General features: G+C 53.4%; 26 protein-coding genes. 18 read left to right on the top strand and 8 right to left on the bottom strand.

The features are described 5' to 3' along the window. Nucleotides 1–29 precede the first annotated feature (29 nt). The 4 genes from rimI to groL all read left to right on the top strand — a co-directional run bounded on the left by rimI (nt 30) and on the right by groL (nt 3644). Complete coding sequence (rimI, locus tag N7326_RS03135; protein ID WP_263088124.1) at nt 30–506, top strand: ribosomal protein S18-alanine N-acetyltransferase; 477 nt, start codon at nt 30–32, stop codon at nt 504–506. Next, a complete protein-coding gene (gene tsaD / locus N7326_RS03130; protein WP_259077266.1) occupies nt 503–1552 on the top strand; it encodes a tRNA (adenosine(37)-N6)-threonylcarbamoyltransferase complex transferase subunit TsaD in 1050 nt (349 codons plus the stop codon). Before rimI ends, tsaD begins: the two co-directional genes overlap by 4 nt. 157 nt (nt 1553–1709) lie before the next feature. Further along, nucleotides 1710–2003: a co-chaperone GroES gene (gene groES, locus N7326_RS03125; protein WP_259077265.1), complete on the top strand. Its 294-nt coding sequence runs from the start codon at nt 1710–1712 to the stop codon at nt 2001–2003. Between the two features lie 33 nt (nt 2004–2036). Then, complete coding sequence (gene groL, locus N7326_RS03120) at nt 2037–3644, top strand: chaperonin GroEL (RefSeq protein ID WP_259158036.1); 1608 nt, start codon at nt 2037–2039, stop codon at nt 3642–3644. A 43-nt stretch (nt 3645–3687) separates the two neighbouring features. On the opposite strand, the gene N7326_RS03115 is transcribed toward groL, so the two are convergent. Further along, on the bottom strand, nt 3688–4008 hold the full coding sequence (locus N7326_RS03115) for a WhiB family transcriptional regulator (protein WP_259077261.1): 321 nt from the start codon (nt 4006–4008) through the stop codon (nt 3688–3690). Between the two features lie 223 nt (nt 4009–4231). Between N7326_RS03115 and N7326_RS03110 the strand changes: the two genes are divergently transcribed. Together N7326_RS03110 and N7326_RS03105 are read left to right on the top strand one after the other, a co-directional pair. Beyond that, the gene (locus N7326_RS03110; RefSeq protein ID WP_259077260.1) at nt 4232–4795 is read left to right on the top strand and encodes a sigma-70 family RNA polymerase sigma factor; all 564 of its coding nucleotides are present in this window, start codon (nt 4232–4234) and stop codon (nt 4793–4795) included. Next, nucleotides 4796–5689 (top strand): hypothetical protein, encoded by an 894-nt coding sequence (locus N7326_RS03105; RefSeq protein ID WP_263088123.1) that lies wholly within the window; start codon nt 4796–4798, stop codon nt 5687–5689. 114 nt (nt 5690–5803) lie between these two features. On the opposite strand, the gene N7326_RS03100 is transcribed toward N7326_RS03105, so the two are convergent. Then, nucleotides 5804–6169 carry a DUF5319 domain-containing protein gene (locus N7326_RS03100; protein WP_396124723.1) on the bottom strand — a complete coding sequence of 122 codons (366 nt, stop codon included), beginning with the start codon at nt 6167–6169 and terminating at the stop codon, nt 5804–5806. A gap of 322 nt (nt 6170–6491) precedes the next feature. On the opposite strand from N7326_RS03100, the gene guaB reads away from it, so the two are divergent. Together guaB and N7326_RS03090 are read left to right on the top strand one after the other, a co-directional pair. Further along, nucleotides 6492–8009, top strand: a complete 1518-nt coding sequence (gene guaB, locus N7326_RS03095) for an IMP dehydrogenase (protein WP_259158044.1) — start codon at nt 6492–6494, stop codon at nt 8007–8009. Nucleotides 8010–8088: 79 nt separating this feature from the next. After that, nucleotides 8089–9222: a GuaB3 family IMP dehydrogenase-related protein gene (locus tag N7326_RS03090; protein WP_259289343.1), complete on the top strand. Its 1134-nt coding sequence runs from the start codon at nt 8089–8091 to the stop codon at nt 9220–9222. A gap of 117 nt (nt 9223–9339) precedes the next feature. Here the strand turns inward: N7326_RS03090 and N7326_RS03085 are convergent, their stop codons facing one another. After that, nucleotides 9340–10311, bottom strand: coding sequence for an EamA family transporter (locus N7326_RS03085; RefSeq protein WP_259158047.1), 972 nt, complete (start codon nt 10309–10311; stop codon nt 9340–9342). Nucleotides 10312–10510: 199 nt separating this feature from the next. On the opposite strand from N7326_RS03085, the gene N7326_RS03080 reads away from it, so the two are divergent. Beyond that, complete coding sequence (locus tag N7326_RS03080) at nt 10511–11455, top strand: LysR family transcriptional regulator (protein WP_259077254.1); 945 nt, start codon at nt 10511–10513, stop codon at nt 11453–11455. Between the two features lie 88 nt (nt 11456–11543). Then, nucleotides 11544–13121, top strand: a complete 1578-nt coding sequence (guaA, locus tag N7326_RS03075; RefSeq protein ID WP_259077253.1) for a glutamine-hydrolyzing GMP synthase — start codon at nt 11544–11546, stop codon at nt 13119–13121. Nucleotides 13122–13200: 79 nt separating this feature from the next. Here guaA and N7326_RS03070 read toward each other — a convergent pair whose 3' ends face one another. Beyond that, entirely contained in the window at nt 13201–14292 is a 1092-nt protein-coding gene (locus N7326_RS03070) for a PspC domain-containing protein (RefSeq protein WP_259077252.1), read from the bottom strand. A gap of 158 nt (nt 14293–14450) precedes the next feature. Between N7326_RS03070 and N7326_RS03065 the strand changes: the two genes are divergently transcribed. The 4 genes from N7326_RS03065 (at nt 14451) to N7326_RS03050 (ending at nt 18761) form a co-directional block, all read left to right on the top strand. After that, complete coding sequence (locus N7326_RS03065; protein ID WP_259077251.1) at nt 14451–15575, top strand: ATP-binding protein; 1125 nt, start codon at nt 14451–14453, stop codon at nt 15573–15575. Between the two features lie 44 nt (nt 15576–15619). After that, nucleotides 15620–16342, top strand: coding sequence for a response regulator (locus tag N7326_RS03060; RefSeq protein WP_259158050.1), 723 nt, complete (start codon nt 15620–15622; stop codon nt 16340–16342). Between the two features lie 155 nt (nt 16343–16497). Then, nucleotides 16498–17220 carry a hypothetical protein gene (locus tag N7326_RS03055; RefSeq protein ID WP_263088122.1) on the top strand — a complete coding sequence of 241 codons (723 nt, stop codon included), beginning with the start codon at nt 16498–16500 and terminating at the stop codon, nt 17218–17220. After that, nucleotides 17220–18761 carry a Y-family DNA polymerase gene (locus tag N7326_RS03050; protein WP_259077248.1) on the top strand — a complete coding sequence of 514 codons (1542 nt, stop codon included), beginning with the start codon at nt 17220–17222 and terminating at the stop codon, nt 18759–18761. The genes N7326_RS03055 and N7326_RS03050 overlap by 1 nt, the downstream gene beginning before the upstream one ends. Nucleotides 18762–18764: 3 nt before the next feature. Here the strand turns inward: N7326_RS03050 and N7326_RS03045 are convergent, their stop codons facing one another. Beyond that, complete coding sequence (locus tag N7326_RS03045; RefSeq protein ID WP_259158054.1) at nt 18765–19394, bottom strand: AMIN-like domain-containing (lipo)protein; 630 nt, start codon at nt 19392–19394, stop codon at nt 18765–18767. A 331-nt stretch (nt 19395–19725) separates the two neighbouring features. On the opposite strand from N7326_RS03045, the gene N7326_RS03040 reads away from it, so the two are divergent. From N7326_RS03040 to N7326_RS03025, 4 genes are all read left to right on the top strand, one after another. After that, nucleotides 19726–19893, top strand: coding sequence for a hypothetical protein (locus tag N7326_RS03040; protein ID WP_263088121.1), 168 nt, complete (start codon nt 19726–19728; stop codon nt 19891–19893). 363 nt (nt 19894–20256) lie between these two features. Continuing rightward, entirely contained in the window at nt 20257–20457 is a 201-nt protein-coding gene (locus N7326_RS03035) for a type II toxin-antitoxin system RelE family toxin (RefSeq protein ID WP_263088120.1), read from the top strand. A 1048-nt stretch (nt 20458–21505) separates the two neighbouring features. Next, nucleotides 21506–21829: a hypothetical protein gene (locus N7326_RS03030; RefSeq protein WP_259289335.1), complete on the top strand. Its 324-nt coding sequence runs from the start codon at nt 21506–21508 to the stop codon at nt 21827–21829. Between the two features lie 147 nt (nt 21830–21976). Then, entirely contained in the window at nt 21977–22876 is a 900-nt protein-coding gene (locus N7326_RS03025; protein WP_263088119.1) for a sucrase ferredoxin, read from the top strand. 68 nt (nt 22877–22944) lie between these two features. On the opposite strand, the gene N7326_RS03020 is transcribed toward N7326_RS03025, so the two are convergent. The 3 genes from N7326_RS03020 to N7326_RS03010 form a co-directional block, all read right to left on the bottom strand. Further along, nucleotides 22945–23622: a methionine ABC transporter permease gene (locus N7326_RS03020; protein WP_259077242.1), complete on the bottom strand. Its 678-nt coding sequence runs from the start codon at nt 23620–23622 to the stop codon at nt 22945–22947. Further along, on the bottom strand, nt 23619–24650 hold the full coding sequence (locus N7326_RS03015) for a methionine ABC transporter ATP-binding protein (protein ID WP_259077241.1): 1032 nt from the start codon (nt 24648–24650) through the stop codon (nt 23619–23621). The genes N7326_RS03020 and N7326_RS03015 overlap by 4 nt, the downstream gene beginning before the upstream one ends. Nucleotides 24651–24822: 172 nt before the next feature. Then, the gene (locus N7326_RS03010) at nt 24823–25710 is read right to left on the bottom strand and encodes a MetQ/NlpA family ABC transporter substrate-binding protein (RefSeq protein WP_259077240.1); all 888 of its coding nucleotides are present in this window, start codon (nt 25708–25710) and stop codon (nt 24823–24825) included. Nucleotides 25711–25971: the final 261 nt, after the last annotated feature.

The following is a 25971-nucleotide window of genomic DNA, read 5'->3' as shown; positions in this document are numbered from 1 at the left end:
AGCCAGGACACTAAGAATCGGAATAATCTGTGCAGCTTAGAGAAGTATACTCAGGTGATATTGACCGCCTCGTGGAGTTGGAAAGAGAACTGTTTCCAACAGACAGTCCGTGGACTGAAGCGGATTTTCGCGCTGAACTAGCTCAGGAGTTCACCAGCTATCTCGCCGTGGTTGATCCGCAGCGACCAGAAAAGCTTCTAGGCTACGTGGGGTTGGCCTTTCTTGGCACTCCAGGTGCCTACGAGGCTGAGATTCGCACCATCGGGGTAGATCCCCACTTTCAGCGGCGGGGCGCGGCCAAGCTTTTGATGGAGAATGTTGTCTATCTCGCCGAAACCTTAAATGCCCCCATTTTCCTCGAGGTTCGCTGCGACAATATTCCAGCCATATCGCTGTATGAAGGTTTTGGTTTTGTGAAAATTGGGGTGCGTAAAAACTACTATCAACCTTCCGGTGCGGATGCATTTACCATGGTGCGGGAGAAGAAAAAGGATGAACAATCATGATCGTTTTAGGTATTGAATCTTCCTGCGATGAAACCGGCGTGGGCATTATTGAATTGGGCGAGGATCACAGCATGACCATCTTGGCTAATGCGGTGGCGTCATCCATGCAGGAGCATGCCCGCTTCGGCGGGGTCGTGCCCGAGATTGCTTCTCGTGCGCATTTAGAAGCTATGCAACCGGTGATGCGTCAAGCTTTAGCGGAAGCTGGGATCAGCCGACCCGACGCGGTAGCCGCTACGGTGGGACCTGGACTCGCTGGCGCACTTTTGGTGGGAGCTTCTGCTGCCAAAGCCTACGCCGCTGCGTGGGGGGTGCCATTTTACGGGGTTAATCACCTAGGTGGGCACGTGGCGGTGGCCAATCTGGAAGGCGACGATTTACCGCACGCAGTAGCTCTCCTCGTGTCAGGTGGACACACCCAGCTGTTGGAAGTGGAGAAAGTGGGCAAGCCGATGCGGGAGTTGGGCAGCACTTTAGACGACGCTGCTGGAGAAGCGTATGACAAGGTCGCCCGCTTGCTCGGACTCGGCTACCCAGGAGGACCGGTCATTGACACACTAGCGCGTACCGGTAATAACACCGCTATTGCATTTCCGCGAGCTCTTAATAAGGCCTCCGATCACACCGGCCCACACCGTTTTGATTTCAGTTTTTCGGGTCTAAAAACCGCGGTGGCGCGCTATGTTGAGCAGGCCGAGCGCGAGGACCGAATGGTTAGCATTCCCGATATTTGTGCATCGTTCCAGGAAGCTGTGTGTGATGTTCTAAGCGCTAAAGCTATTCGTGCGTGCAAGGAAACTGGTGCCGAGGTACTGCTTCTTGGTGGCGGGGTTGCAGCCAACTCCAGATTGCGAGAACTGACGGCGCAGCGCTGTCAATCAGCTGGAATAACTCTCCGGGTTCCGCGCTTCGAATTATGTACTGATAATGGATTGATGATCGCGGCTCTTGCTTGCCAGTTGATTGTAGAATCTGCTTCGCCCTCAGCGTGGACTGTAGGCACTGATACCTCCCTTGAGGTGGAGATTCCACTCCTGGCGCGGTAGCAAAGGAGAGCGCAATAAGGTGAGCGTTCGCTGTCAGCGTTCACGAGTGTGAAGAGCTTGAAGGGTTAGCACTTGGGAGGGTAGAGTGCCAAGTGGCTGCTTTTTTAAAGCACCCCAAGACACAAACAATATTGATAGTTGAACGAGGGAGATTCTCATGGCAGTGAATATTAAGCCACTGGAAGACCGTATTCTGATCCAGATCAAGGAAGCTGAAACCACTACCGCTTCGGGCTTGGTCATCCCTGATTCCGCTAAGGAGAAGCCACAAGAGGGTGTCGTTATCGCCGCTGGTCCGGGCCGCCTCGATGGCGCCGACCGCGTCCCAATGGATATCAAGGAAGGCGATACTGTTGTCTTCTCCAAGTACGGCGGAACTGAGCTGAAGTACGACGGTGTGGAATACCTCCTGCTCAACTCCCGCGACGTTCTTGCCATCATCGAGAACTAAGCATCACCTTAAAAAGACGAAGGTTAGAAACTTATGGCAAAGCTCATTGCATTCGACCAAGAGGCACGCGAGGGCCTTCTCAGAGGCGTTGACGCACTAGCAAACGCAGTGAAGGTGACGCTGGGTCCCCGCGGGCGCAATGTCGTATTAGATAAAGCCTTTGGTTCGCCAACCGTCACCAACGATGGTGTCACCATCGCACGCGACATCGACATCGCAGAACCTTTTGAGAACCTAGGTGCTCAGCTCGTTAAATCGGTTGCGGTGAAAACCAATGATATCGCTGGTGACGGCACAACTACCGCCACGCTTTTAGCTCAAGCTCTCATTACGGAGGGTTTGCGTAACGTAGCGGCTGGCGCCAACCCTATCGAGTTGAATAGGGGCATCGAGCGCGGTGCGCAGCGCGTTGTGGAGCAACTTCTTGAGCGCGCTGCCGAAGTCTCAAGCTCCAGTGATATAGCTAATGTGGCAACCGTCTCCTCTCGCGATGAAGAGGTGGGCGATATGGTCGCAGCCGCTATGGAAAAAGTGGGCAAGGATGGCGTCGTCTCGGTGGAAGAATCCCAGTCAATCGAGTCCTATCTCGACGTCACTGAGGGTGTATCTTTCGAAAAGGGCTACCTATCGCCCTATTTCATCACAGATATCGATGCCCAACAGGCGATTCTGGAGGATACCTATGTCCTTCTGGTTCGTAATAAGATCTCCTCACTACCTGATTTCTTGCCCCTGTTGGAGAAGATTGCAGAGGCTTCCCGGCCGGTGCTGATTATCGCCGAAGATGTTGAAGGTGAGGCTCTGCAAGCTTTGGTTGTGAACTCTATTCGGAAGACGCTACAAGCTGTAGCTGTAAAATCGCCGTATTTCGGAGAGCGACGCAAAGCCTTCATGGACGACCTCGCCGTCGTGACAGCCGCAACGGTCATCGATCCAGAGGTGGGTGTGACCTTAAAGGATTCTGGTCTCGACGTCTTAGGCTATGCCCGTAGGATCACGGTAACCAAGGACGAAACCATCATTGTTGATGGTAAGGGAACCAGCGAAGAACTGGAGAGTCGGCGCGAGCAGATTCGCCGCGAAATCGCCCAAACCGAATCCACCTGGGACCGTGAAAAAGCCGAGGAGCGCTTGGCAAAGCTCTCCGGTGGCGTAGCCGTGGTTCGCGTGGGTGCTGCAACCGAGACCGAAGTTTCCGAGCGTAAACTGCGCGTTGAGGACGCTATTAACGCCGCCCGCGCTGCTGTTCAAGAAGGCGTTATCGCCGGTGGCGGCTCAGTACTCGTGCAGATTGCCCAAGATCTCAAGGCCTACGCCAACGACTTTGAGGGTGATGAAAAAGTAGGTGTCATGGCTTTAGCTCATGCTCTGGTCAAGCCCGCTTTTTGGATTGCCGAGAACGCTGGCCTTGACGGTGCCGTTGTAGTCTCGCGCACCGCTGAGATGGATAATGGCTACGGCTTCAACGCCGCGACCCTGGAGTACGGGGACCTTCTGGCACAGGGAATTATTGACCCTGTAAAGGTCACACATTCCGCAGTGGTAAATGCTACGTCCGTAGCACGAATGGTGCTCACTACTGAGGCTTCTATAGTGGAAAAGCCTGCTGAGTCCACCCCTTCCGGAGGACATAGCCACTAGGAGAGTTAACATCGAGTGGAGCTAGTAATCACGAGGGTCCCCCTTATGGTACTAGCTCCTCTTCTTTGTTCCTGTGACTGAGTAGATAGCGCATTCGTTCCTCCGCATTCATCCCTCCCCAAATCCCATAGGGCTCGGCTTGAGTTAAAGCGAAATCGCGGCAATGCGCAAGTACTGGGCAGTGGGCGCAGATGGCTTTAGCTCGCTGTTCCCGTTCTTTTTTAGCGACACCGCGCTCGTATTCGGGATTGAAAAAATACTTGGCAGTAAATTCGTGACAAGAGCCTAGATGCTGCCACTCCCATTCGTTAGCGATTGGTCGATGCTGAATCTTAGTCTTGGTTTCGGCTGTGAATGGATTCATAGGTTAAGCGTCTCCTTTCTATCTTATTGGAAAATTGGACTAACCTATGGCGCTTAAGGTTCCATCTGCCGAAGGCCGTCGTGGTGGTGACAAGGCGAGAAGGTGGTTCGCACATTTTTCACAAACCCCAAGTAGCAATCTAGACTGGGTACCATAGGGAAGCAGATCGTCAACCATGTATTAGTTTTCTTCCTCTCTCCGACCCGAAGGCCACACAAACACTATGAGTGATACTGAAGCAGCTCTAGCGGAACTTGTTCCCCTAGCCGCCGCTGGCGATACTCGGGCCTTAGATCGCGTGCTCAAGATTGTCCACCCCCTCGTTCTGCGCTATACCCGTGCCCGCCTTACCGGGGGACGCCAACCTACTCCAGAGGATGTTTGCCAAGAGATCCTGCTGGCGGTAGTGAAATCAATGACCACCTACGTCGATCAGGGTCGTCCCTTTATGGCATTTGTCTATGGAATTGCTTCTCACAAGGTTGCCGATGCGCACCGCAGCTATTCCAGGGATCTGTCCAATCCCACAGAGCAGGTACCTGAAACGCACTGTGATACCCAAACTCCAGAGGAATATGCGCTGCTAGAGGTAGGTAGTAACAGAGTGCGGGCATTGCTCGATTTACTCAGTGAGAAGCCGCGTGAGATTCTGATTTTGAGAATTTTCGTTGGGCTATCAGCGGAGGAAACCGCTGGAATTATTGGCAGCACCCCAGGTGCAGTTCGTGTCGCGCAACACCGCGCGCTTGCGACTCTGCGTAAAGCCATTGAGCAGGAGACGATCTAAATGACATCCCGACGTCATCGCGGCGACCAATCGGGCGCAAGCGACGTGAATTTCACTGAGTTGCGCGCCACTGATGAATTCGTGGACGCGATTTCTTCAGGCGTTGATCCCTCTAATGGTACCGATGACTTGGCTGGCAACCTCCTCGCATTCCGTGAAGAGATCTACCGCGATATCCCACGAGCTCCCAGCGTCCGCGAACTGGGCGTAATTCCCGCTCAGGATGATCCCACTAGCGTCTTCCCACCGATTTCGACTCATCTTTTTGCCCCTGAGGTGGATTCCGCTCTCGCAGAGGAAACTTCCGCGGAGGTCATTGATCTCGGTCATCGTCGCTACAAGTTTGGCCGTATTGCCTCCGGTTTGGTGGGAGCGGCAGCTGCAACTCTTATCATCGCCGGCGGTGGAATAACGATTCTCAATGCCGACGAGACTAGCCCGCTGTATGGCTTATACCAGCAGCTTTTCGGTACGACAGATCAAGCTGCTGTGGTCGAGCTAGCCTCCACCTTGGAAGAGGTTGATTCTCGCAATAATTTAGGTGACACCGAAGGTGCGCGGCAATTACTAGAGCAAGCCCGTTCCATTGTCGAGCGTCTAAATGATTCGAATCGCGCGCAGGCGCGTATCGATATCGAAAAGAGAACTGTTACGGTTACGGTCACCCCACCTCCAGTTACGGAGGTCACCACCACTACCGTAACTCTGACGCCGGAGCCTTCGGTCAAACCACATTCTCCCGCTACCACGGTGACTCCAAGTCCGCAGGGGAGCGCATCGCCTAGTGCAGATAATCCTGCCTCGTCTACGGTTCCACAACCCGATACACCAGCGGAGCCTAGGCCGGCACAGCCTTTGCCGCCACTGGTCATACCGGAGAATGTGCGCCCGTAGAACCGTTTGAAGCCCGCGCTCTCAGCCCTTGTCTAGCCTCGTCTCGATGTGCGAAAAAATAGCAGGTGCTAGTGTCACGGTGCTAGCTGAACCGGATGTGAAAAATGACGGTTTTTAGGAATGACGGCCAGCTCGGTGCATCCCATCGAGGTAGCCAGTACAATATTCCCACGATACGTAGGCGTCTTGATCCGGATATAAGCAGGGTTCGTGCATGGGTGCCAGCTCGCCGGCCAGAGTGGATCGCATATTGCCCTCAACAATATCCCATGTGCAAAAATGCTCGTCGTCACAGTGATCGCAGAAAAATACTAAACCCTTGAGTCCGGTGGGCTCTAAAATAAGGCGAAATTTCTTTACCATATCGAGTTCGCGCTGCAACAGGATTCTCTCATCCTCACTCAGCTCAATAGCTTCGTCGTCTTCGGTTAGAAAGGATGCAGGGTCGAAGGGGTCGTCAGCGAATGGGTCGCGGGGCATATTCCAGTATTCACTCACTCTTTAAACCCTAGGGTGCTGCGCTACAAGGCACAAATCTTAATGGGGCTTCACCATTATCTCCTTCCAATTTCGCGGCAACGTTCCAGTAATCAGAAGAACTCGTGGAGGACAGAGAAGTTTATATAAGGCCAAGGGTTTCCTCCCTGTTTGTATAAAGCGCTACGCTAGTAGCAAGCTGATTAGTTGTGAGTGTGCGCGAGGATCATCTCGTGCAGCCGCTCAAGCTATATCTGTGCAGTGCGAACCTTCTCTATAATTTTCACGCATATTCCTTTTCACGTTCCTCAGGAGGACAATATCTATGACTCAGCGCGTATCAACCGGTGGCGATGATCCCAATAAGGTGGCTTTGGTGGGGCTTACCTTCGATGATGTTTTGCTCCTGCCGGATGCATCCGACGTAATTCCTTCGGAGGTATCCACCACGACGAGGTTGAGCCGCAATATTGAACTCAATATCCCTATTATTTCCGCCGCTATGGATACCGTCACTGAATCGCGGATGGCCATTGCCATGGCGCGTGAGGGCGGGCTGGGTATTTTGCACCGAAACCTCTCTATCGAGGATCAAGCCAGCCATGTGGAAATTGTCAAGCGCTCCGAATCGGGCATGATCACCGATCCTGTTACCTGCACGCCCGATATGACGATCGCCGAAGTAGATGCGATGTGCGCAAAATTTCGCATTTCAGGTCTCCCTGTAGTCGACGAACAAGGCATTTTGGTGGGCATTTGCACCAACCGCGATATCCGCTTCCAACGCGATTATTCCCGTAAGGTGGGCGACGTGATGACGCCTATGCCACTCTTTGTGGCACCCGAGGGGGTGAGCAAGGACGAGGCCTTGGAATTGCTGAGCAAGCACAAGGTGGAGAAACTTCCCATCGTTGATCCTGCTGGCAAGCTCACCGGACTGATTACGGTGAAAGATTTTGTAAAAACTGAGCAACACCCCAATGCTGCCAAAGACGGATCAGGGCGTTTGCTTGTCGGTGCTGGTATCGGTGTGGGCGAGGAATCCTTCGAACGTGCAGGAGCGCTTGTCGACGCCGGCGTCGATGTGCTTGTCGTTGATTCCGCCCATGCGCACTCCCGCGGCGTGCTGGAGATGGTGAGCCGAGTAAAGCAAACCTTCGGTGAAAACGTTGACGTTATTGGTGGCAACCTAGCCACCCGTCAGGCTGCGCAAGCGATGATCGATGCGGGCGCCGATGGCATCAAAGTAGGCATCGGCCCTGGCTCCATCTGTACAACGCGGGTGGTGGCTGGAGTGGGCGCCCCGCAGATTACCGCGATTATGGAGGCCTCAGTTCCAGCGCATAAAGCTGGAGTCCCTATTATCGCCGATGGCGGCATGCAGTTCTCCGGCGATATTGCTAAGGCTCTTGCAGCTGGCGCCAGCAGTGTGATGTTGGGATCGATGCTCGCAGGCACCTTGGAATCACCAGGCGATGTGGTGGTTGTAGGGGGCAAGCAATATAAGCGCTACCGTGGTATGGGCTCCATGGGGGCGATGCAGGGTCGTGGCCTCAGTGGCGAGAAGCGTTCCTTCTCCAAGGATCGTTATTTCCAAGCCGATGTTAAGAGTGAAGATAAATTGGTGCCCGAAGGCATCGAAGGTCAGGTTCCTTTCCGCGGGCCAATCGAATCGATTGCGCACCAATTAGTTGGCGGTTTGCGTGCCGCGATGGGCTATACCGGGTCGGCGTCGATTAGCGATCTGCACCGAGCTCGATTTGTTCAGATCACCTCAGCGGGGCTCAAGGAATCGCATCCTCACCATATTCAGCAAACCGTTGAGGCCCCCAACTATCACTAAATCCCTTTCAGCCCTAGCTTTCTAAGCCAGTGCTAAAATAGCGAGGTCTTTATTGTGATGAGCGAGAAAGAGTGAGCGCATGCGCGAATATGTGGAAATTGGAATCGGCCGGGAAGCCCGCCGCACCTACCAACTCGAAGAGATCAAGGTTGTGCCCTCAAGGCGCACCCGCTCATCTCAAGATGTGGATACCAGTTGGAATATTGATGCCTATAGCTTTGATGTGCCGATTATCAACCAGCCTACCGATGCGCTCGCGAGCCCTGAATTTGCTATTGAACTCGATCGCCTCGGCGGTATGGGAGTTATCAATGCGGAGGGAATATTAGGCCGACACGAAGACATCGACGCGGTACTAGGCGAGCTCATTGCAGCCGCTGAAGCCGAAGAAGGCTTCGGATGTGGCACCTCTGTATCGGTGTTGCAAAAGCTCCATCAGGCTCCCCTTCGCAAAGGATTATTGAGTCAGCGCATCAAGGAAATTCGCGATGCTGGTGCCACTGTGGCAGTGCGGGTTTCTCCGCAACATGCTCGGGAGTTGGCCCCCACCATTATTGAGGCTGGTGCGGATCTGCTTTTTATCCAAGGTACGATCATCTCCGCTGAACATGTGGCCCGTGGCGGGGAACCGTTAAATTTGAAGGAATTTATTTCCTCGCTCGATATTCCTGTGATCGTGGGTGGAGTATCTGAGTATTCCACTGCCTTACACCTGATGCGCACTGGGGCAGTCGGTGTGATCGTGGGTTCAGGGGTAACGACGAACTGGGAATCCTTAGGTATCCAGCCACCGATGGCCACCGCTATTGCTGATGTGGCTGCGGCCCGGCGCGACTATCTTGATGAGACTGGTGGCCGGTATGTCCATATTATTGCCGCGGGGGATATTTATTCCTCGGGTACGATGGTCACCGCGATCGCCTGTGGGGCCGATGCCGTCATGCTGGGATCGTTATTGGCCCCCGCCCAAGAGGCAGCAGGTCACGGCTTCTTCTGGCCTTCAGTGGCAGCTCATCCTCGTTTCCCGCGCGGGATTATTGAATTGCCCATGCCTTTAGAGGGCGCTGATCGGCCAAGTTTGGAGCAGATTTTGCAAGGACCCACAACGGATGTACTGGGCACGCAAAATCTTGTCGGGGGACTTAAGCGAGCTATGGCGAAATGCGGCTACGCCGATTTGAAGAGTTTCCAGAAGGTAGAACTCGCTGTCTAAGAGCAGCCCATGCGAAAAAAATATCGAAGAGATTGAAACGATCTTAGCGCCGCCCTAAAGACCTAGAGAAAAAGGGGCGGCGCTTTTTCTACGACCGTAGAGTGCCCGAGTGAGCTTTTATGCTGGTGTTTTCCTAGCATGGATAGGTTCTTCGGGTTGATCGTCGACGACGCGCGGCTTTTTGGTCGTTCGGGTCGCTCCTATGGAGGCGGTGATAACGCATGCAATGGCGATGAGGCCGAGTGCGCTAATATTCTGTTTGAGCAAGAGCCATCCCATAATTGCAGCGACAACTGGTTCTAAGGACATCAGCACCCCGAAGGTTGCTGATGGGATCGAGCGCAGTGCAATGAATTCTAAAGAATAGGGAATAAGAGAAGCCAAGAGAGCGGTGGCAATTGCATAGCCAATAAAGACTGGCTCAGATACAACCGTTGAAATATTAGCTAGGCCTTGGGGTGCGGCAGGGATCGCACCGATGATAAGAGCGACCGCAAGACCGCCAGTGCCGTTAATATGCTGACCTACTTTTGCGCTAGCCACAATATAAAGCGCCCAAAAGAATGCGGCGAGAAGGATAAAAACGAGGCCTAGGCCGTCGAGGGAGGCGGAGGAAAAGAAGGATTCCAGGCCGAAAATTCCTATACCTACAACGGCAAGACCCACCCAAAGAAAATCTTTGGCGCGCCGGGAGAGGAGAGCAGCGAGGCTGAGTGGTCCGAGAAACTCTATAGTCACGGCGGTGCCAAGGGGAATACGGGCTAGACCCGAATAGAAAAATCCATTCATTAAACTGAGGGCGATTCCGAGGGCGATGACGTGGGTCCACTGGGTGCGATTCCACTTAAGAATTTTTGGTCGCGTTATTGCCAAAAGTAGGGTACCTGCGATGCCGAGGCGGTAAAAAGCGGTGCCCCAGGTGCCAGCAACGCTAAAGAGTTGGGTGGCTAATGCGGAACCGAGTTGCAGGGAGATAATCGCAAGGATCACAAAAGTGATCCCGATCCACGCTCCAGATAGCGAGAGCGGCCTAAGGCGCGGGCGCCGAGCGGCTGGGGCCATGATGTGGAGGCGCGGGAGAACGTTCATAGGAATATTGTTGCTGATAGCAAAAGGTTTAGTCTAGCAACGGTTTTTTGAGTAGATATGTTAGAGTTCCTTTTATATTGTCCAGGATTTGCCTGAGAATTACCCAAAAAACCACGACTGCGCGTACGAGCGAAACTATATATTCCCGCCCAGAATTACAGTTCCAATCCGCCTTATAAAACCCACAAGGAGTCCGCCCATGCGTATTCGACGCGGTATTGCATCTAATTTGTACCGATTGCGCATGCTTGTGGAATTACGCCGTCTAGGGACCATGAGCGAGGTCGCAGAGATTCTCCTGCTCACACATTCTGCGGTGTCCCAGCAGCTCAAACAGCTGGAAAAAGAAGTCGGTTATACTCTCATCGAAAAATCGGGACGGCGAGTTCGCCTAACCGATCGTGGAGAAATCCTCGCAGATTATGGTCACCGCATGCTGACCCTTGCTGATGAAGCAGCCGCGGCCCTAAAAGATCAACGCGATATCCGGGGGCATCTAAAAATAGCGAGCTTTCAATCAGCCCTGGTGGGACTGATTTCCTCCATTGTCACCGACATGGCAGTCCAACACCCTGACCTCAAACTGGAATTCCACCAATACGAAGTCGATGCCGCCATCGCGCAGCTACTGAGCGCCCACGTCGATGTCATCATCGGCGAAGAGCTTCCATTTATGCCAGCCCTAGACACGCCCGGTATGCACCGCGAAGATCTCTACCACGAAGATATGGTCCTTGCGTGCCCCACGCACGGGCCGTGGGCGAAACGATGCGCGCATGTGCGCGATTTCAAAGAATTAGCCCCGGTGCCTTTTCTGCTCAATCCTCAATCCTCGGTGGCCGGATACTGGGAGCGCAATTTCTGCCTCAACCATGGCTTTATGCCCACCGCCCTTCTAGAGTCCCCTGATCCTCTCCTGCAGCTTAACCTGGTCGCACAAGGGGTGGGGGTGGCTATTCTACCGTCACTGGTCCTGCATAATTATCCCGCAAATATCCTATTAAAGGCACTGCCTGGTCATCCGCAGCGAGTGATTTTCACAGCAGTACGCGAAGGGCGTGAAGCCTACCCTGCTATCCAAACACTGCGGGCGACTCTTGCCGGGGCGTGGTCGAATCCGCAGGAAGTAGACCACACGCTATAGCGGTTCCTCCATAGTGAGGCTATTCGTGCGCTTAAGGGATCGCCTTTTATTCTTTATCTTGAAGGGGAAACCGCTAGACTGTGAAACCGTGAGCAATCAAACCCAAGCACAGCATCATCCGGTTCTCGTGATCGATTTCGGGGCCCAATACGCGCAGCTGATCGCTCGGCGTGTGCGAGAAGCCAATATTTATTCCGAAGTTATCGCCCATACCGCCACCCTCGACGAGATTAAGGCCAAGAAACCAGCAGCTCTCGTGCTCTCTGGTGGGCCTAGTTCCGTGTACGCTGACGGGGCGCCGAAACTCGACCCCGCATTGATGGAATTAGGGATCCCGGTCTTCGGGATCTGCTACGGATTTCAAGCCATGACCCATGCCCTCGGGGGTGTGGTAGAAAATACCGGTAATCGGGAATATGGCCGTACCGATATCACCGTGGAATCTGGGGTTTTACATGCCGGACTCGATCGCATACACACGGTGTGGATGTCCCACGGCGACGCGGTCTCCCACGCTCCCGAGGGATTCGAGGTCACGGCCCATTCGGCCGGCGCTCCCGTGGCAGCGTTTGAATGTCAGGCAAAGCGCATGGCCGGGGTGCAGTATCACCCCGAGGTGATGCACTCACCCCATGGGCAAGAAGTCCTTGTGCGATTTTTGACTGAGATCGCTGGTTTGGAGCAGAACTGGACCCCAGCCAATATCGCGGAGGAGCTGATAGCGGGTGTTCGCGCTCAAATCGGCGAATATGGTCGCGCTATCTGTGGGCTTTCTGGAGGCGTTGATTCCGCGGTGGCTGCAGCCCTCGTGCAGCGCGCCATTGGCGATCGTTTGACTTGCGTATTTGTTGATCATGGTCTGTTGCGCGCAGGTGAACGCGAACAAGTAGAAACAGATTTCGTGGCAGCCACGGGCGCGACACTTGTGACCGCTGATGAGCGCGAGGCCTTCCTCCACAAGCTCAGCGGGCTCACCGATCCAGAGGCCAAACGCAAAGCCATCGGCAATGAATTTATTCGCTCATTCGAGCGCGCCGTCAGCCATGTGCTTGCTGATGCCCCGAAAGGCTCGGCAGTAGATTTCCTCGTGCAGGGCACCCTGTATCCTGACGTTGTCGAATCTGGCGGTGGTTCTGGTACCGCAAATATCAAGAGCCACCACAATGTGGGCGGGCTACCTGAAGATCTTGAATTCTCCCTCGTGGAGCCGTTGCGTCTGCTCTTTAAGGATGAAGTGCGCGCAGTGGGCCGCGAATTAGGTTTGCCTGAAGAGATCGTCAATAGGCAGCCCTTCCCAGGCCCTGGATTAGGTATCCGCATTATCGGCGAAGTCACCGAGGAACGTTTGGAGATCCTGCGCGCCGCCGATCTGATCGTGCGCACTGAGCTCAGCGCTGCCGGACTGGATGCTGATATCTGGCAGTGCCCCGTGGTGCTGCTCGCTGACGTCCGCTCTGTCGGCGTCCAAGGTGACGGTCGCACCTACGGCCACCCCATTGTGCTGCGCCCAGTATCCTCTGAGGATGCCATGACAGCAGACTGGACGCGATTGCCTTATGACGTTGTGGAGAAGATTTCCACCCGGATTACCAATGAAGTTCCGGACGTCAACCGCGTGGTGCTCGATTGTACGTCCAAGCCCCCTGGAACTATTGAGTGGGAGTAAAAGTACATACACCAACGCCACTGAACTTTTCGCAGTAAAGCGAAAAAGCTCAGTGGCGTTGCGTTATCGTGACAGAGATTTAAGCGCGGGTAATGGTGATTTCCCCGATATTGGTGGTGGCAGTAAGAAAAAGGGTTGGTCCTTTATCCTGTCCTTCAACCTGCGATGACCCAGGACACTGAAAGGTCCCAATATTAACCGAACAGGAAATTGAGGTATTCATACCGCGGGGGATGAGAACCTCGATTGTTCCTGTCGAGGTGCTTAAATCTAGGTTACGGTCACGGTCGAGAGGAGGAAGAGAGCGTAAATCGAGCTCGATACTGCCTACGTGAGTGGAATAACTCTCCTGTAAATCTTCATAGGTTTTTATCTCAGCGTCAATCGAGCCAATATTCATATCTGACGAGGGCGAGGCGCCGAATACCGCCACTGATTGCACAATAATGAGCCCGATAATTCCGAGGATGATTATGGGCCAAGCGCTGCGCTCGGGACGGTGGGGAGTGGTAATGAGGGGATCAGAAACCGAGTAATTAAGTGCCGAGTCGTCGAGGGGATACCACTGCGAGCCTAAAGGATCGGGGCTCCACCTACCGGTAGGGGTGGGGTCATAGGGGCGGTCTGCATAAAAATCCATAGGAGGTGGTGTGCTCACAGGTGGTAGAGGATAGGTGGAATATCGGGCAAAAGTAATAAGGAGAAAAGCAAGGGTAATAAAGATGCCCGCAACGCTGCTAAGAGCGTTAGGGGAATCAGAGATCAGTATTACCAGTCCCACCGCCACTAAAGGCCACCACCACGCGCGCGATGGACGACTAAGAGAATTCATTGAGCCTAAATCTATAGGGCCCTCGCCGTGCTCAGTGCCACCGCGGGGAAAACACAGCGCACACGCAAGGTAGATAATCAGCCCAGTGCTATGATGCCCAAGGCAGGCCGCTACAAAGGCTAAACGTACGACATTGGGATCGATGAGATAGCGTCGCCCTAGTGCTTCGCATACCCCTAAGAGAGGGCTTGAGGACGGGTGCGCAATTGTGGGGCGGGTGGCCCAATACGCGGCCCACTGCTTCTTGTCACACAGGTGGTGCAGAATATTCTCGTGAGCTTTGTCCGCGGCAGATTGAGGTGACGCGGAGAAAGAATGATGTGAAGGAGAAAATTCCATACCATCATTATTCGCTCAGGGGAGCGGGAAAGTCTATCGGGATCATCCCTGATTTTTTAAAGATCACCTCTTGCGATAACCCTGCATCTATAAAGGTTAATAAAGATAGGGGAGAACCCCGATGGCGTAGAGAGATATAGACGTGCCAGTATAAAAATATGGCTACACCACATATGTCTATCCCCACGTTCTATCGGCATCGCGATAGTGGGATGATTGGCGGAGTATGTAGCGGAATAGCCACCTACTTCGGAGTCAATGTGGCATGGGTGCGCCTAGGTTTTGCCGGAGCGTCGCTGCTGGTGAACGTCGGCACGCTTTTTTATATCTTGATGTGGATCGCTACCGAATCGCGCAGAGGTCTTCCCCCGCCACCTGATCGTTTTCGAGCTCCGGTGTCCTGGGGCTTGGTGGGGATTACAGTCCTAGGCGCGCTAGTAGATATCCACAGCGCGCGCTCTATTGGCTTTTTAGTATTTATTGCAGGCGGCGCCGTCATCACATGGTTCGCTCTGGACCGAGGTAAATCGATCATAACGCTAGTTCTCATGGTCGTCGGCACCAGCATGATCCTGGCTGGAGTGGTCATCGGGGCAGTACGCTGGCGCGTCGAACCAACTTTTCCCACCGCAATTGGCACAGTGCTCTTAACACTCGCAGGGGTGGCAGCCTTGATGGTCCCAATAGGAGTGCGAATATGGCAGCGTATGAGTGCGGAGCGGGAGGAGAAAATACTGAGTGCTGAGCGCGCCGAGATAGCGGCCAGGCTGCACGATTCGGTGCTACAAACCCTCGCATTGATCCAAAAACACGCAGAATCTCCGGCCGAGGTCATACGGTTGGCACGTGGTCAGGAACGGCAATTACGGCGCTGGTTATTCGAACCGGAAACCGATACCACTCTATTTACTGCGATTGAGCGTGCCTGCGGGGAGGTGGAAGATATCCATGCGGTACGCATCGCGCCAGTAACCGTAGGCCACGATCAGTTGCTCGAACCGAATGTGCAAGCACTGGTACTCGCCGCGCGGGAGGCGATGGTCAATGCCGCTAAATATGCTCCCGATTCTGAGATTGATGTCTACTGCGAGAATTTTGATGATATCCATATCTATATCCGCGATCGCGGCCCCGGGTTCGACCCACAGCACATTCCAGCGGATCGCCATGGGATTCGCGATTCCATCTGTGGCCGGGTTGAGCGTGCTGGTGGGAAGGTGAATATTCGCTCGCAACAGGAGGGGGATACGGGTACTGAGGTGGAGATTATCTACCCGATATAGCGACCGGGTATAAGGACGGTGAGTTTTAAGGGATAATAATAAATATGAAAGTTTTTCTTGTCGACGACCATTCCGTTTTCCGCGCCGGGGTGCGCGCTGAAATCGGTGATCACGTCCAGATTGTGGGCGAGGCAGGAAAAGTTCCAGATGCCATAGAGGGTATCCGTCTGACTACTCCCGATGTTGTTCTTCTCGATGTTCATATGCCCGATGGGGGTGGGGTAGCGGTTATTCACGCTGCCAAAGAGATGGATCCCGCTCCGCGGTTCTTGGCCTTAAGCGTCTCTGATGCCGCCGAGGATGTGATTGCGATCATCCGGGCGGGGGCGCGCGGTTATGTGACGAAATCAATTGATGGGCCCCACCTTGTCGACGCGATGCGGCGAGTTAATGACGGTGATGCAGTCTTTAGTCCGAGGCTCGCAGGTTTCGTCTTAGATGCTTTCGTATCCCCCGATGCCCACAGTGGTTCCGGGGTCATTGATTCCCCCGAATATGATGCCGCCATCGAAAAATTGGCGGGGGAGAATACTGCTTATGAGATCCGAGAGATTATCAAAAACGACCCAGTAGTCGATGCCCTCACCAGACGTGAATTAGAGGTACTGCGCTTTTTAGCCCGCGGCTATACCTATAAGGAAATTGCGCGCGAACTGTTTATTTCGGTCAAGACCGTGGAAACGCATGCGTCGAATATTTTGCGCAAGACCCAGCAGTCGAATCGCTATGCCTTAACGCGCTGGGCGCAGTCGCGGCACCTCGACTAGTAGCAGCGATCGTAGATGGTGACGCAACTACCCCCTTCTTCCTCTTATTTTTCTCATATTTTAGATAAATAGCCAGCTTAGATGATGTTTTCTAGGGTGCTCTGTGCTTTCGTGGGGGTTTGACAAGACGGAGTGAAGGTATTTAGATAAAAGATGTGAATCAAACAAGTGTTCGAAAAGTGGAAGGTGATACAGCTCCGAGCAAGGAGCTGCGCATCGCCGCTTTGCGGGCACAAATGGCTCAGATCGCCCCAGTTTTAGAGCCCGATCACCACCAGCACAGTGAGCATTCCCAAGCAGAGCAGCACTCCTATACCGAGCAGGAGATTGTGGCCTTGGGTGCTGATTTACGTGATATTTTCCCCCATGGAGGTTTAAAACGGCGAGCCGTTGCACTCATGGATTCACCAGCACTGCTTGCTGTGGAAATGCTCGCCCATATCAGTAGCGCCGGACTCTTCAGTGCAGTGCTAGGGTGGCCAGAATTAAGTTATGCGGGGATATCTGAAAGCGGTGGACAGCTCGATCGTATTATTGCCGTCCCAGAACCCGGCGCGCAGATATGGGAAGCCGCCGCCATTTTAGCCGAAGGGCTTGATGCCATCTTTATCAACAGTGAGCAAGCAACCCTCACGCCCAGTCGAGCGCGTCCCTTCCTTGCGAAGGTGCGCCACGGAAAAGCAGCCGTTATTGTACTGGGAACGCATATCCCTACATCATGGATGGATATTCGCGCCCAGATTACGGGTTTTCGGGGAATTGGATACGGTACAGGCCGTATTAAAAGCATTGATATGCAGGTAACCACTACGGTGAAGGGAATAGCAAGAGAAAAGCGGATTACTATCGGCCACCGTCCTCACCTATATGCCGTTTAATGCGCACTCTAGCTTTATGGTTCCCAGACTGGCCGGTGCAAGCAGCAGTGATCAGTGGCTTGGCCACGCATATGCAACCGGTCATTATTTCGCAGCAGCACAGCGTGACAGTGTGCAATACCCACGCTCGTGCTCGTGGAGTGAAGCGAGGGATGCGACTACGAGCGGCTCAGGCCCTAGTGCCCGAAGCAGCCATTATTGCAGGTGATGCGGAGCGAGAGGGGCGAACTTTTGCTGATATCACCACCTCACTCGATGAAATAGCAGCGAGCGTTGAAGTATTACGGCCTGGACTTGTGGTAATGAATGCCCACGCTATCGCCCGCTTTTATGGCAGCGAAGCGAAAGCCACAGAGAAAGCTCTCGCAGCTAGTGCACGGCAAGGCGTTGACTGCGTAGCAGGTATTGCAGATGATATCCCTACCGCTACGATCGCCGCTCGCTATGGGAAAACCGTCGAGCAGGGATGCTCCCAAGAATTTTTGGCTCCGCATCCGTTATCGCTGCTCACTATCGAGCCGAGCCTCGACTGCGATGCGCACACAGTGTCTACTTTCATGAGCATGGGGGTGCAAACCTTCGGCGATCTAGCAGCCCTTGATAGGACAGCGGTTCATACCCGCTTTGGGCATATGGGGATGCGCTGTCACCGCATTGCGTGTGCAGCAGAGAAAAGGTTGATCGCTCCCGATAGTCCAGTTAGTGATATGGCCCTTGAATACCGGCCAGAAGAAGCCATCAATCGAGTGGATACCGCGGCCTTTGTCGCGCGCTTTCTAGCAGCGAATATTATCGATACCCTCCGCATGCATGGTTATGAATGCGTCCGTCTCAAAATAACCGCCACTATTGGTCATACGCAGCTGGAACGGATATGGAGGACGCGCGAAGCACTGACCGAACAAGCGATAGCCGATCGGATGCGCTGGCAACTTGCTGGATGGATTACGGCACACGCACCCGAGGGAGAAGACGATGATGCGTTAGGTATTACCGAGATCATCATTGACCCCGTAGAGTGCCGAGTTCCTGCCCCGCGAACCTTATTAGGCAATGAGGCCGATGAATACCAGAGTCAGCGGGTTATTAGCCGCGTGCAATCGACCCTTGGGGTGGATCGCGTAGTTCAGCCCACACTCATTGGGGGAATAGGGGTAACCGAGCGTGTTATTTTCACCCCCTATGGTGAAGATCCGGTGAATATCGATCAACAATCGTGGCGCGATGCCATCCCTGCTCCTTTGCCAGCGCGCGTGCTCCACCCAGCGGCGCGGTGCCAGCTTCTTGACGGTGCCGGTATGCCGGTTGAACTAGACAAGGACCAGATGCTCTCAGCCCCTCCTGTCACGATGCGGTGGGGAAAGAAAGTATTTTCTTTGCATTATTGGGCTGGTCCATGGCCCTTTTTGGGGCAGTGGTGGGCGCAAGAAGCCTCGGGCGCGCGTCTTCAGGTAGTGGGGGAGGATATGCACAACAACCCACAGGCATGGTTATTGCTGTGGGTTGCGGGGGTGTGGCGGGTCGAAGCTACTTACGATTGACGCTTACTGTTTACGGATATCAATGACCACGCGCACGGGGTTGTCGAGCACCTCAACCGAATAGGGGGCTGGAGAACCGTTGAGTCCAATGACAAATTGCCCACGACCTTCGAAAGTGCCCGAAGGTTTTACCGCGGTGACGATAGGGCCTGGGCCCTTGACTAGATCGGTGACAGCATCGGAATCGAGTCCTACCTCGAAGGGGAGAACAAGGCCGTCGATATTAACGTTGAGGAAGCTATCACCTGGAATATCAACGACTAGACCAGAGGCCTGCTGGGTGGGAGTATCCACATAGTCGATATACCAACCAGGTTTCCCCGTGCCTGCGAATTCGATAACAACTCGATCGAATCCCTTGTGGCTACCAATGCGAACTTCTTGAGGCACTAGTAGGGAGGGGACCGAAGGGCGTTGAGTGCGCATTTCTTTAGATGCCTCACCGAGGGGTGTGATTCCAGCACTGGCACTTGAAGAGGCAGCAGGGGAGGAGAAAGCTGTGCCAGTTTGAGCGGCCGAGGTGAAATCTGCAGTGGACTCGGTAGGAGATTGCGGGGCGCAAGCGCTGGTACAAGCTACTAGGCTTGCCGCGCCTGTGGCCACGAGGGTGCGCATCAACGTAGGTCTACTCATAACCTCAACTGTAACTACCGCACCAAATAAAGGGAATTATAAAAGCTTAAAACACTAAATTGTTGTCAAATTGCAACAGTTACCGAGTGCCAGGTGCGCTGGGATTAACGATACCCCCGCTAGCACCCTAAAAAAGGGGCGCGCTCGCAGCGCATAGAGGAGCGGAAGTTCTCCACGGGTCAGTAGATCGGGGCTTTTCTCAGGAAAATAATCACCTCACAGATCCGAAGACGGGGGCGATTAGCCAGAAGCCCGCTATCACCGCATAAACTTCGCAGCCTTTGCGCACTGCGAGTACGCCGTATTGAGCACTAAAAAATATGCGTCAGTTATGGTCATAGACATAGACATAGACATAGACCAGCCCGGTACCGCAGTCAGGGATGAAACCGCTTTTAGGCATGCGCTTAAGACTGGGCATTGGCCACGGCAGACGGGGCAGCGCTTAAAAGATGTGCCTATTATCGACGCGTACGAACAATCCTATAAGGCTGCTTAGTCCCATGGTGGGGCGGGGCGATCTGAGGGCATGCCGTCGATGTCTAATCGTTTGACGATGGCTAGGCGGGTGCGGGGCTACGTCACCCAGTCCACAAGCCCCGTCTACGCGTCCCAGGGCACGACTGCGAAAGCCAGTAGCAGTGAGCCTAAGACGTTAGCCACTACGGGACGTAAAGGTGGATAGAAGACTGCAGAATGTCGAGAGACCGACCCCGAGGGCGACCATGACCAGGCCCAACGGCAGAAACTCGCAGCAGCCAACAAAAGATAATTTCGCGGGAGCAGCTGGAGCTTGAGTGCGGCATGGGCGATTGAGTTTTCTTCTCGTGCAGCGAAGGATTTTAAGAAGTTTGACTGACCAGTGCAGCTACGGGTTTTGTTCTTGCGTGAGATTGCGCAGTTGGATAATCCACACGATCGGGGGAAAGCCCTGACGGCCAATAAGCGGGGGTCGCGGCGTTGGCGTGTAGGTGACTGCCGTATTGTTGCAGATATTGTGGAAGATACCGTGGTGATTGTTGTCGTTGATATTGGACACCGGTCTACGGTGTACGACTTTTAGGACGGCACCCAGGTGCGCGTGCACGAGGTTAAGCGTCACTCAAGCACCAGTAGGTGTTTTCGTCGAGCTCCCTTGAGTGGTTAATTCCTGCAAAGGGGCTTTTTGTCTAGGCATGCGGCCAAGTCGGGGTGCGTAGTGCGTTGTTTTCTCTGCTGACCTTCTCGCTTGTGCTGTGTGCCCGATAGATGGGGTTTGCGGACATGTAGCACGATCTACCCCTTTAAAAACAATCCCCACGGGGGCACGGTAGTAAAAATGCTATAGATTATTTTTCTACATCGGTTACATTATTTACTGACCCCGTATTATTAGGTTGACCTAACTTAAACTGCCTTCTCCGAAAGGAAGTTGAAGTGTCTGAAAATAGTGTTAAACATATCGTGAGTATGGCTCCTGCTGATATTGCAACTGTTATTGGGGTAGTTTCTGACTCTTCTTAGCGTTGTGGGAATTGGGTTAGGGATAGGTTCTGCTACGAACCCCAACCTGTCAAGTGATACGGGTTCTCGTCAAGTATGGGATTGGGATTCTCGGAAAGGTTTGGAAAACGAAACTCCACTACGCTGGAACTCTCATGAAGTCATTGGTGGTGGGGAAAAAGTACGAGTCTTTTTCAATATTGGAACTCCAAGTTGTTACGGAATTCGATCGGAAGTAACCGAATCTCGGACAGCCGTAACCATTTCTTTGTTTGAAGGTTCACTTCCTGATGCTCCTGAACAATGTTCTCTTGTAGGAACAAGCGCGTCAACCGTTGTCGAACTTGCGCGCCCACTATCTGGTCGATTGGTTCTCCACGGTAACTAGAACTCACCTGTAGTTGTTTCTGCAAAGCTTCTTTGCCGCATCGAGGGGAGTGACCTTGGTGTGGTGATTTTTGAGGGTTGCGCGTGGTGAAAATGCGCCCCTCTCTCAACTCTCTTAGGTGCTACTAAGCTACCAGGAGGGGTCAATCTGTTGGCCTTATCCAAAATTGCAGTACATCTATGCCGTTAGTCGGTTAATATCAGGCCAGAAAAATCTTCCGCTCTGGTATGTGGAAAGCGGCATGGCGCGAAAAAAGAATGAGAATAACGATCAATTAGATCTTTTCGAGGAATTGAATCGGCTCTATCAGGAGCAAGAGAAGGAGCGCAATAATGTATCGCAAGCCAGAAATTCTACGCAGCACAGTGAGCAGCGTGCTGGAGACACTCAACCAAGCGGAACCGACATACGCGGAAGTAACAAAGCGGCACCGAGAACTCAACGACCAGGTAGAGGAGATGGCGCGAAACCTAGCCCCAGCGGGGCAGGAACCTTCCCCAAGGCATTGGGAGGAGGCTTATTCGGAGATTATCGCCCTAACCTCATGACAGTTGTATTTATTTAAATGCTTGCAACCTAACCCTCTACGAGGTTTACTAAAATTCCTTAAAGGATGCTGTACCCACCTCTCGACCAAAGGGTAGGCTAAATCTCACAGCATTGTCTGGCGGCAGCGCTCATCGAACTATTACTCTTTCTAATCCCTGTGAGAATGGAGCTGAGAGAAAAAATTTCCGCTACTATACCCCCACCTCTCCAATCGTTGTGTTCTGATTCCCACCTCGAGCCGCTAGCAGGCACCGCGAAGAATGCACACACCTATATCCTCGTCGAAAAGCCTGGTAGCTGGAGTAAAGATATCCTCGATGGCAATACCTTTAACGCCGCCGATACTGAGGTCCTCGCCCAATTACCCCAGGTGTTGCTCATACGCCGGCCGGGGCGCGCTGGGCACCAAGTGAACTCTGACGGTGGATTCCGCATATATATCGTCTATGTTGCAGCGGGCATCGTAGAGATGGCTCAAATCAATCAGATCAGCGACCTCCTCGATTTCGATTTTTCTGGGCCCGGGCACAATGGCGGTCGCACCACGGTGGTCGAGGAACCGGTGGTCTTGGTATGCGCGCACGCCAAACGGGATCGGTGCTGTGCGATTAAGGGCCGTCCGATAGCGCGCCATCTTTACGAACGATTTCCGCAAGGGCATATTTGGGAGTGCAGTCACACCGGCGGGCATCGTTTTGCTCCGAGTCTGATCCTCTTTCCGTGGGGTTATTTCTACGGCCGCTTCGATGAGGAGGATGCTCTACGCATCTATATGGAAGCTCAAGCGGGTCGGCTCTATTTGCAGGGTAATCGTGGGCGCGGGCTGTGGGATAAGCGGGGGCAGGTTGCAGAATTGGCGGTGCGGAATCATCTGGCCGCCCAAGGTGAATCGCTCCCTATTGGGGCAACGGGGGTAGTGGACACCATGGTAACGCTTGCCGACGGTCGTGTCTTTGATAGTGAACTTATAGCGCGCACAGTCGACAATGCGCATATTTCCTGCACAAAGCCACCAAAATCCGTGGACATTTGGGTGGCTACTGAGGTGAGACAACGCCTTTAGGAGTATAAAGTAGCACTACCCCCGTTATCTCAATAGGGGTAGTGCTGTGGAGGTTTTCCTGCGAGCCTTTAGCGGCGCATCACTTTCTTCGACAGCCAATTGCCCAGCAGCTGAGCGATTTGAACCAAGATAATTATGGTAAAGACCGCTATATACATCACCTTAAAATCGTAAGCGCGATAGCCATAGACAATAGCGAAGTCGCCCAAGCCCCCGCCGCCGATATAGCCGGCCATCGCAGACATATCCACGATAGCAATAAAGATGAAGGTATAGCCGAGGATTAAGGGCCCGAGAGCCTCGGGGATAATAACCTGGGTGATAATCTGCCACGGTGTAGCGCCCATGGCGCGTGCTGCCTCAATAACGCCTGGATCAATACTGATCAAGTTTTGTTCCACAATGCGCGCAACGCCGAATGTGGCGGCGATAGACATACCGAAGATAGCAGCATTACGCCCAATTTGAGTGCCCATCACGATCACTGTCAGTGGCCCTAAAGCAGATAGCAAAATGATAAACGGAATGGGGCGAACAAAATTGACGAGGGTATTTAAGGCGCCGAAGAGGAATTTATTGTGGAGGATCCCACCCTCGCGGCTGGTATAGAGCAAGACCCCTAGGGCTAGACCCAAGGTTCCGCCAATGGCCAGGGTTAGCAAGACCATGACGAGGGTATCAGCAATAGCAGTAGTGAAGGTTCCACTTAGGCGCGACCATTCGGCTGCTATGACAGTGGTGGTCATCTGATGATCTCCTCAATCTCGGTGGTGTGGGTGAGATGCTGATAAAAATCGTCAATAGCAGCGTCGTCACCGGTAAGGCGCACGGTTATTTTGCCGAAAGATTTATGCTGCAAGGTGGTCACGCCGCCGTGGACGATGCCAATACCTACCCCTCGGGAGCGCGCTTGGGCGGAAGCAGTGAAAAACCCGGAATTCTCCGATAATGTGATCGTGAAAAAGCGACCTGGGTGGTAGAGCAGCTCATCTGCTTCAATGGTATCGGGGGTATTGCGCAGACTCGTGGCCACGAAGCGCTTGGCCACATCGGTGTGCGGGTGGGAGAAAATCTCGTAGGTAGAGCCATATTCCACCACACGGCCATTTTCCATCACAGCGACTTTATCGGCTATGGAGCGGATGACATCCATTTCGTGGGTGATCACCACGATGGTAATACCCAGTTCGCGATTGACCTTACGCAAGAGGTTGAGAACTTCTTGAGTGGTCTCAGGGTCGAGTGCGGAGGTGGCTTCGTCGGCAAGCAAGAGAGCTGGATCGGTGGCAAGTGCACGGGCAATACCCACACGCTGCTTTTGCCCGCCAGAAAGCTGTTCGGGATAGTTATGCCCCCGATCGCTCAAGCCCACGAAGTCGAGAAGTTCCTGCACCCTAGATGTGCGAGTTTTCTTATCAACCCCCGCTAGTTTGAGGGGGTACTCGATATTGCCAGCGGCAGTGCGGGACTTCATCAGATTGAACTGTTGGAAAATCATGCCGATATTGCGGCGCAGTTTCCGCAGTTCCCGTTCGGGCATACCCACAATCTCAGTGCCGTCGAGCCGCAAAGATCCCGAGGTTGGGGTATCGAGTCCGTTGATCATGCGCACTAGTGTGGATTTACCGGCGCCAGAATAACCGATAACCCCTAAGATTTCTCCGGCGTCGACAGCAAGGGAAACCCCGTCGAGGGCGACGATATCCGTCCCCGATTTTTTCTTGGAATGGAAAACTTTAGACAAGTTTTCAAATTCAATACGTGTTCCGTTCACGGATGTCCTTAGATAGCTTCGGTTAAAAAATCTTCATGCCAGCCCACACCCTAACCAGTAACGATGGAGATCGTCGCTTCCTGATAACCGTGATAACCGTGGCTCCTGCATGGGGGGGGGAGAAGGCGCAACGATTATCAGGTGAAAAGGGGTGAAAATGTGGAGCTCGAGACTATTTAGTCTGGTCTTCTAGGCGCTGGAGTATCGCCTGAAGAGCTTCAGGGGTGCTCTCTACGGGAACGGACGTGCCCTTAGAGTCCTCGGCGTTAGCAGCTAAGACCTGAGGATCATGCCAGAGTTGAGCTAGTTTCAAAATGGTGGGGTCATTCTTCTTGGATTCGCGCACCACGAAAGCGTTGATATAAGGCTCCGCCTCAGGTGCATTTGGGTCATCCTGGAATATAGCGAGCTTCGGATCAATTCCGGCCCGATCGAGGAAAGAATTATTAATGATTGCTGGCCTACCTTCGCCGTATGCGGCGGTAGTTTGTGCGGCATCCACAGACGTTACCTTCACCTTGGATTCTTTTTCGATGATATCGGCTTCGGTGGGGGTCAAGCTGCCCTGGGCTGCTGGCTTTAAGGTCACTAGATCAGCCTGAACGAGGACGTTAATGGCGCGGCCTAAATTCGATGGATCGTTGGGGACGATAACAGTTTCTCCCTCGATGCCATCGAGGCTAGAGTGATCCTTCCAGAAAAGCGCGAGGGGAACAATCTCCGTGGCTCCCACTGGAACCAGATCGGCATTATTGCCCACATTATATTCGGCGAGGAATTTCAGGTGCTGGAAGAGGTTAACATCTAGCCGATCTTGGGAGAGCGCCAAGTTGGGGGTTGAGTAATCGGAGAAATTAACAATATCTAGGGTGATATCGTTTTCCTTTGCTACCTCTTCTAAAGCGGCCCATACCTTCTTGGTGCCATCGGTCGTGCCGATGCGGATGGTGGTGCTGCTATTTTCGCCGCCTGGGGTGGCAGTATCATTAGAGCAGGCGGTCAGACCGCCGGCGGCTAGGAGTGCGGCAGTGGAGACTGTGATAATGCGAGAAATATTCATGATGACATCACCTTCAGGTTGATAAGTATTTGTTTATGAGGGATAGGTAAGGCAACGGCCTGCTGCACCCAGCTTGTTATAGTCGAGGCCCATCCGCGTTTCTGGCCTTCAAGCAGGTCAGCGTATGTGTAGATGGTGGCATCCCACCCGATTCCTTAGGGGAAAAGGGGGAGTGTGAGCCGATCTGAACCAAGCTGTCTCCTTAACCTAGCGTGAAGCGTATCCTAGTCAGATTTGGTTGTACAGCTTAGTCTAGTTTTG

This window comes from Corynebacterium sp. ES2794-CONJ1 (genome assembly GCF_025660615.1).
Taxonomy (GTDB): domain Bacteria; phylum Actinomycetota; class Actinomycetes; order Mycobacteriales; family Mycobacteriaceae; genus Corynebacterium.
Note: the sequence above shows the minus strand (reverse complement) of the source record. Positions and strands in the feature narration are given on the sequence as shown.

What these genes read in the sequence shown, in the direction of transcription:
- N7326_RS03050 (WP_259077248.1), top strand. Translation starts at nt 17,220, where the DNA reads ATGCGCACTCTAGCTTTATGGTTCCCAGACTGGCCGGTGCAAGCAGCA.
- N7326_RS03105 (WP_263088123.1), top strand. Translation starts at nt 4,796, where the DNA reads ATGACATCCCGACGTCATCGCGGCGACCAATCGGGCGCAAGCGACGTG.
- N7326_RS03065 (WP_259077251.1), top strand. Translation starts at nt 14,451, where the DNA reads ATGGCTACACCACATATGTCTATCCCCACGTTCTATCGGCATCGCGAT.
- N7326_RS03025 (WP_263088119.1), top strand. Translation starts at nt 21,977, where the DNA reads ATGGAGCTGAGAGAAAAAATTTCCGCTACTATACCCCCACCTCTCCAA.
- N7326_RS03090 (WP_259289343.1), top strand. Translation starts at nt 8,089, where the DNA reads ATGCGCGAATATGTGGAAATTGGAATCGGCCGGGAAGCCCGCCGCACC.
- N7326_RS03040 (WP_263088121.1), top strand. Translation starts at nt 19,726, where the DNA reads ATGGTCATAGACATAGACATAGACATAGACCAGCCCGGTACCGCAGTC.
- N7326_RS03045 (WP_259158054.1), bottom strand. Translation starts at nt 19,394, where the DNA reads ATGAGTAGACCTACGTTGATGCGCACCCTCGTGGCCACAGGCGCGGCA.
- N7326_RS03080 (WP_259077254.1), top strand. Translation starts at nt 10,511, where the DNA reads ATGCGTATTCGACGCGGTATTGCATCTAATTTGTACCGATTGCGCATG.
- N7326_RS03100 (WP_396124723.1), bottom strand. Translation starts at nt 6,169, where the DNA reads ATGCCCCGCGACCCATTCGCTGACGACCCCTTCGACCCTGCATCCTTT.
- N7326_RS03010 (WP_259077240.1), bottom strand. Translation starts at nt 25,710, where the DNA reads ATGAATATTTCTCGCATTATCACAGTCTCCACTGCCGCACTCCTAGCC.
- N7326_RS03020 (WP_259077242.1), bottom strand. Translation starts at nt 23,622, where the DNA reads ATGACCACCACTGTCATAGCAGCCGAATGGTCGCGCCTAAGTGGAACC.
- tsaD (WP_259077266.1), top strand. Translation starts at nt 503, where the DNA reads ATGATCGTTTTAGGTATTGAATCTTCCTGCGATGAAACCGGCGTGGGC.
- groES (WP_259077265.1), top strand. Translation starts at nt 1,710, where the DNA reads ATGGCAGTGAATATTAAGCCACTGGAAGACCGTATTCTGATCCAGATC.
- N7326_RS03070 (WP_259077252.1), bottom strand. Translation starts at nt 14,292, where the DNA reads ATGGAATTTTCTCCTTCACATCATTCTTTCTCCGCGTCACCTCAATCT.
- groL (WP_259158036.1), top strand. Translation starts at nt 2,037, where the DNA reads ATGGCAAAGCTCATTGCATTCGACCAAGAGGCACGCGAGGGCCTTCTC.
- N7326_RS03030 (WP_259289335.1), top strand. Translation starts at nt 21,506, where the DNA reads ATGGCGCGAAAAAAGAATGAGAATAACGATCAATTAGATCTTTTCGAG.
- N7326_RS03085 (WP_259158047.1), bottom strand. Translation starts at nt 10,311, where the DNA reads ATGAACGTTCTCCCGCGCCTCCACATCATGGCCCCAGCCGCTCGGCGC.
- guaB (WP_259158044.1), top strand. Translation starts at nt 6,492, where the DNA reads ATGACTCAGCGCGTATCAACCGGTGGCGATGATCCCAATAAGGTGGCT.
- N7326_RS03060 (WP_259158050.1), top strand. Translation starts at nt 15,620, where the DNA reads ATGAAAGTTTTTCTTGTCGACGACCATTCCGTTTTCCGCGCCGGGGTG.
- N7326_RS03115 (WP_259077261.1), bottom strand. Translation starts at nt 4,008, where the DNA reads ATGAATCCATTCACAGCCGAAACCAAGACTAAGATTCAGCATCGACCA.
- N7326_RS03110 (WP_259077260.1), top strand. Translation starts at nt 4,232, where the DNA reads ATGAGTGATACTGAAGCAGCTCTAGCGGAACTTGTTCCCCTAGCCGCC.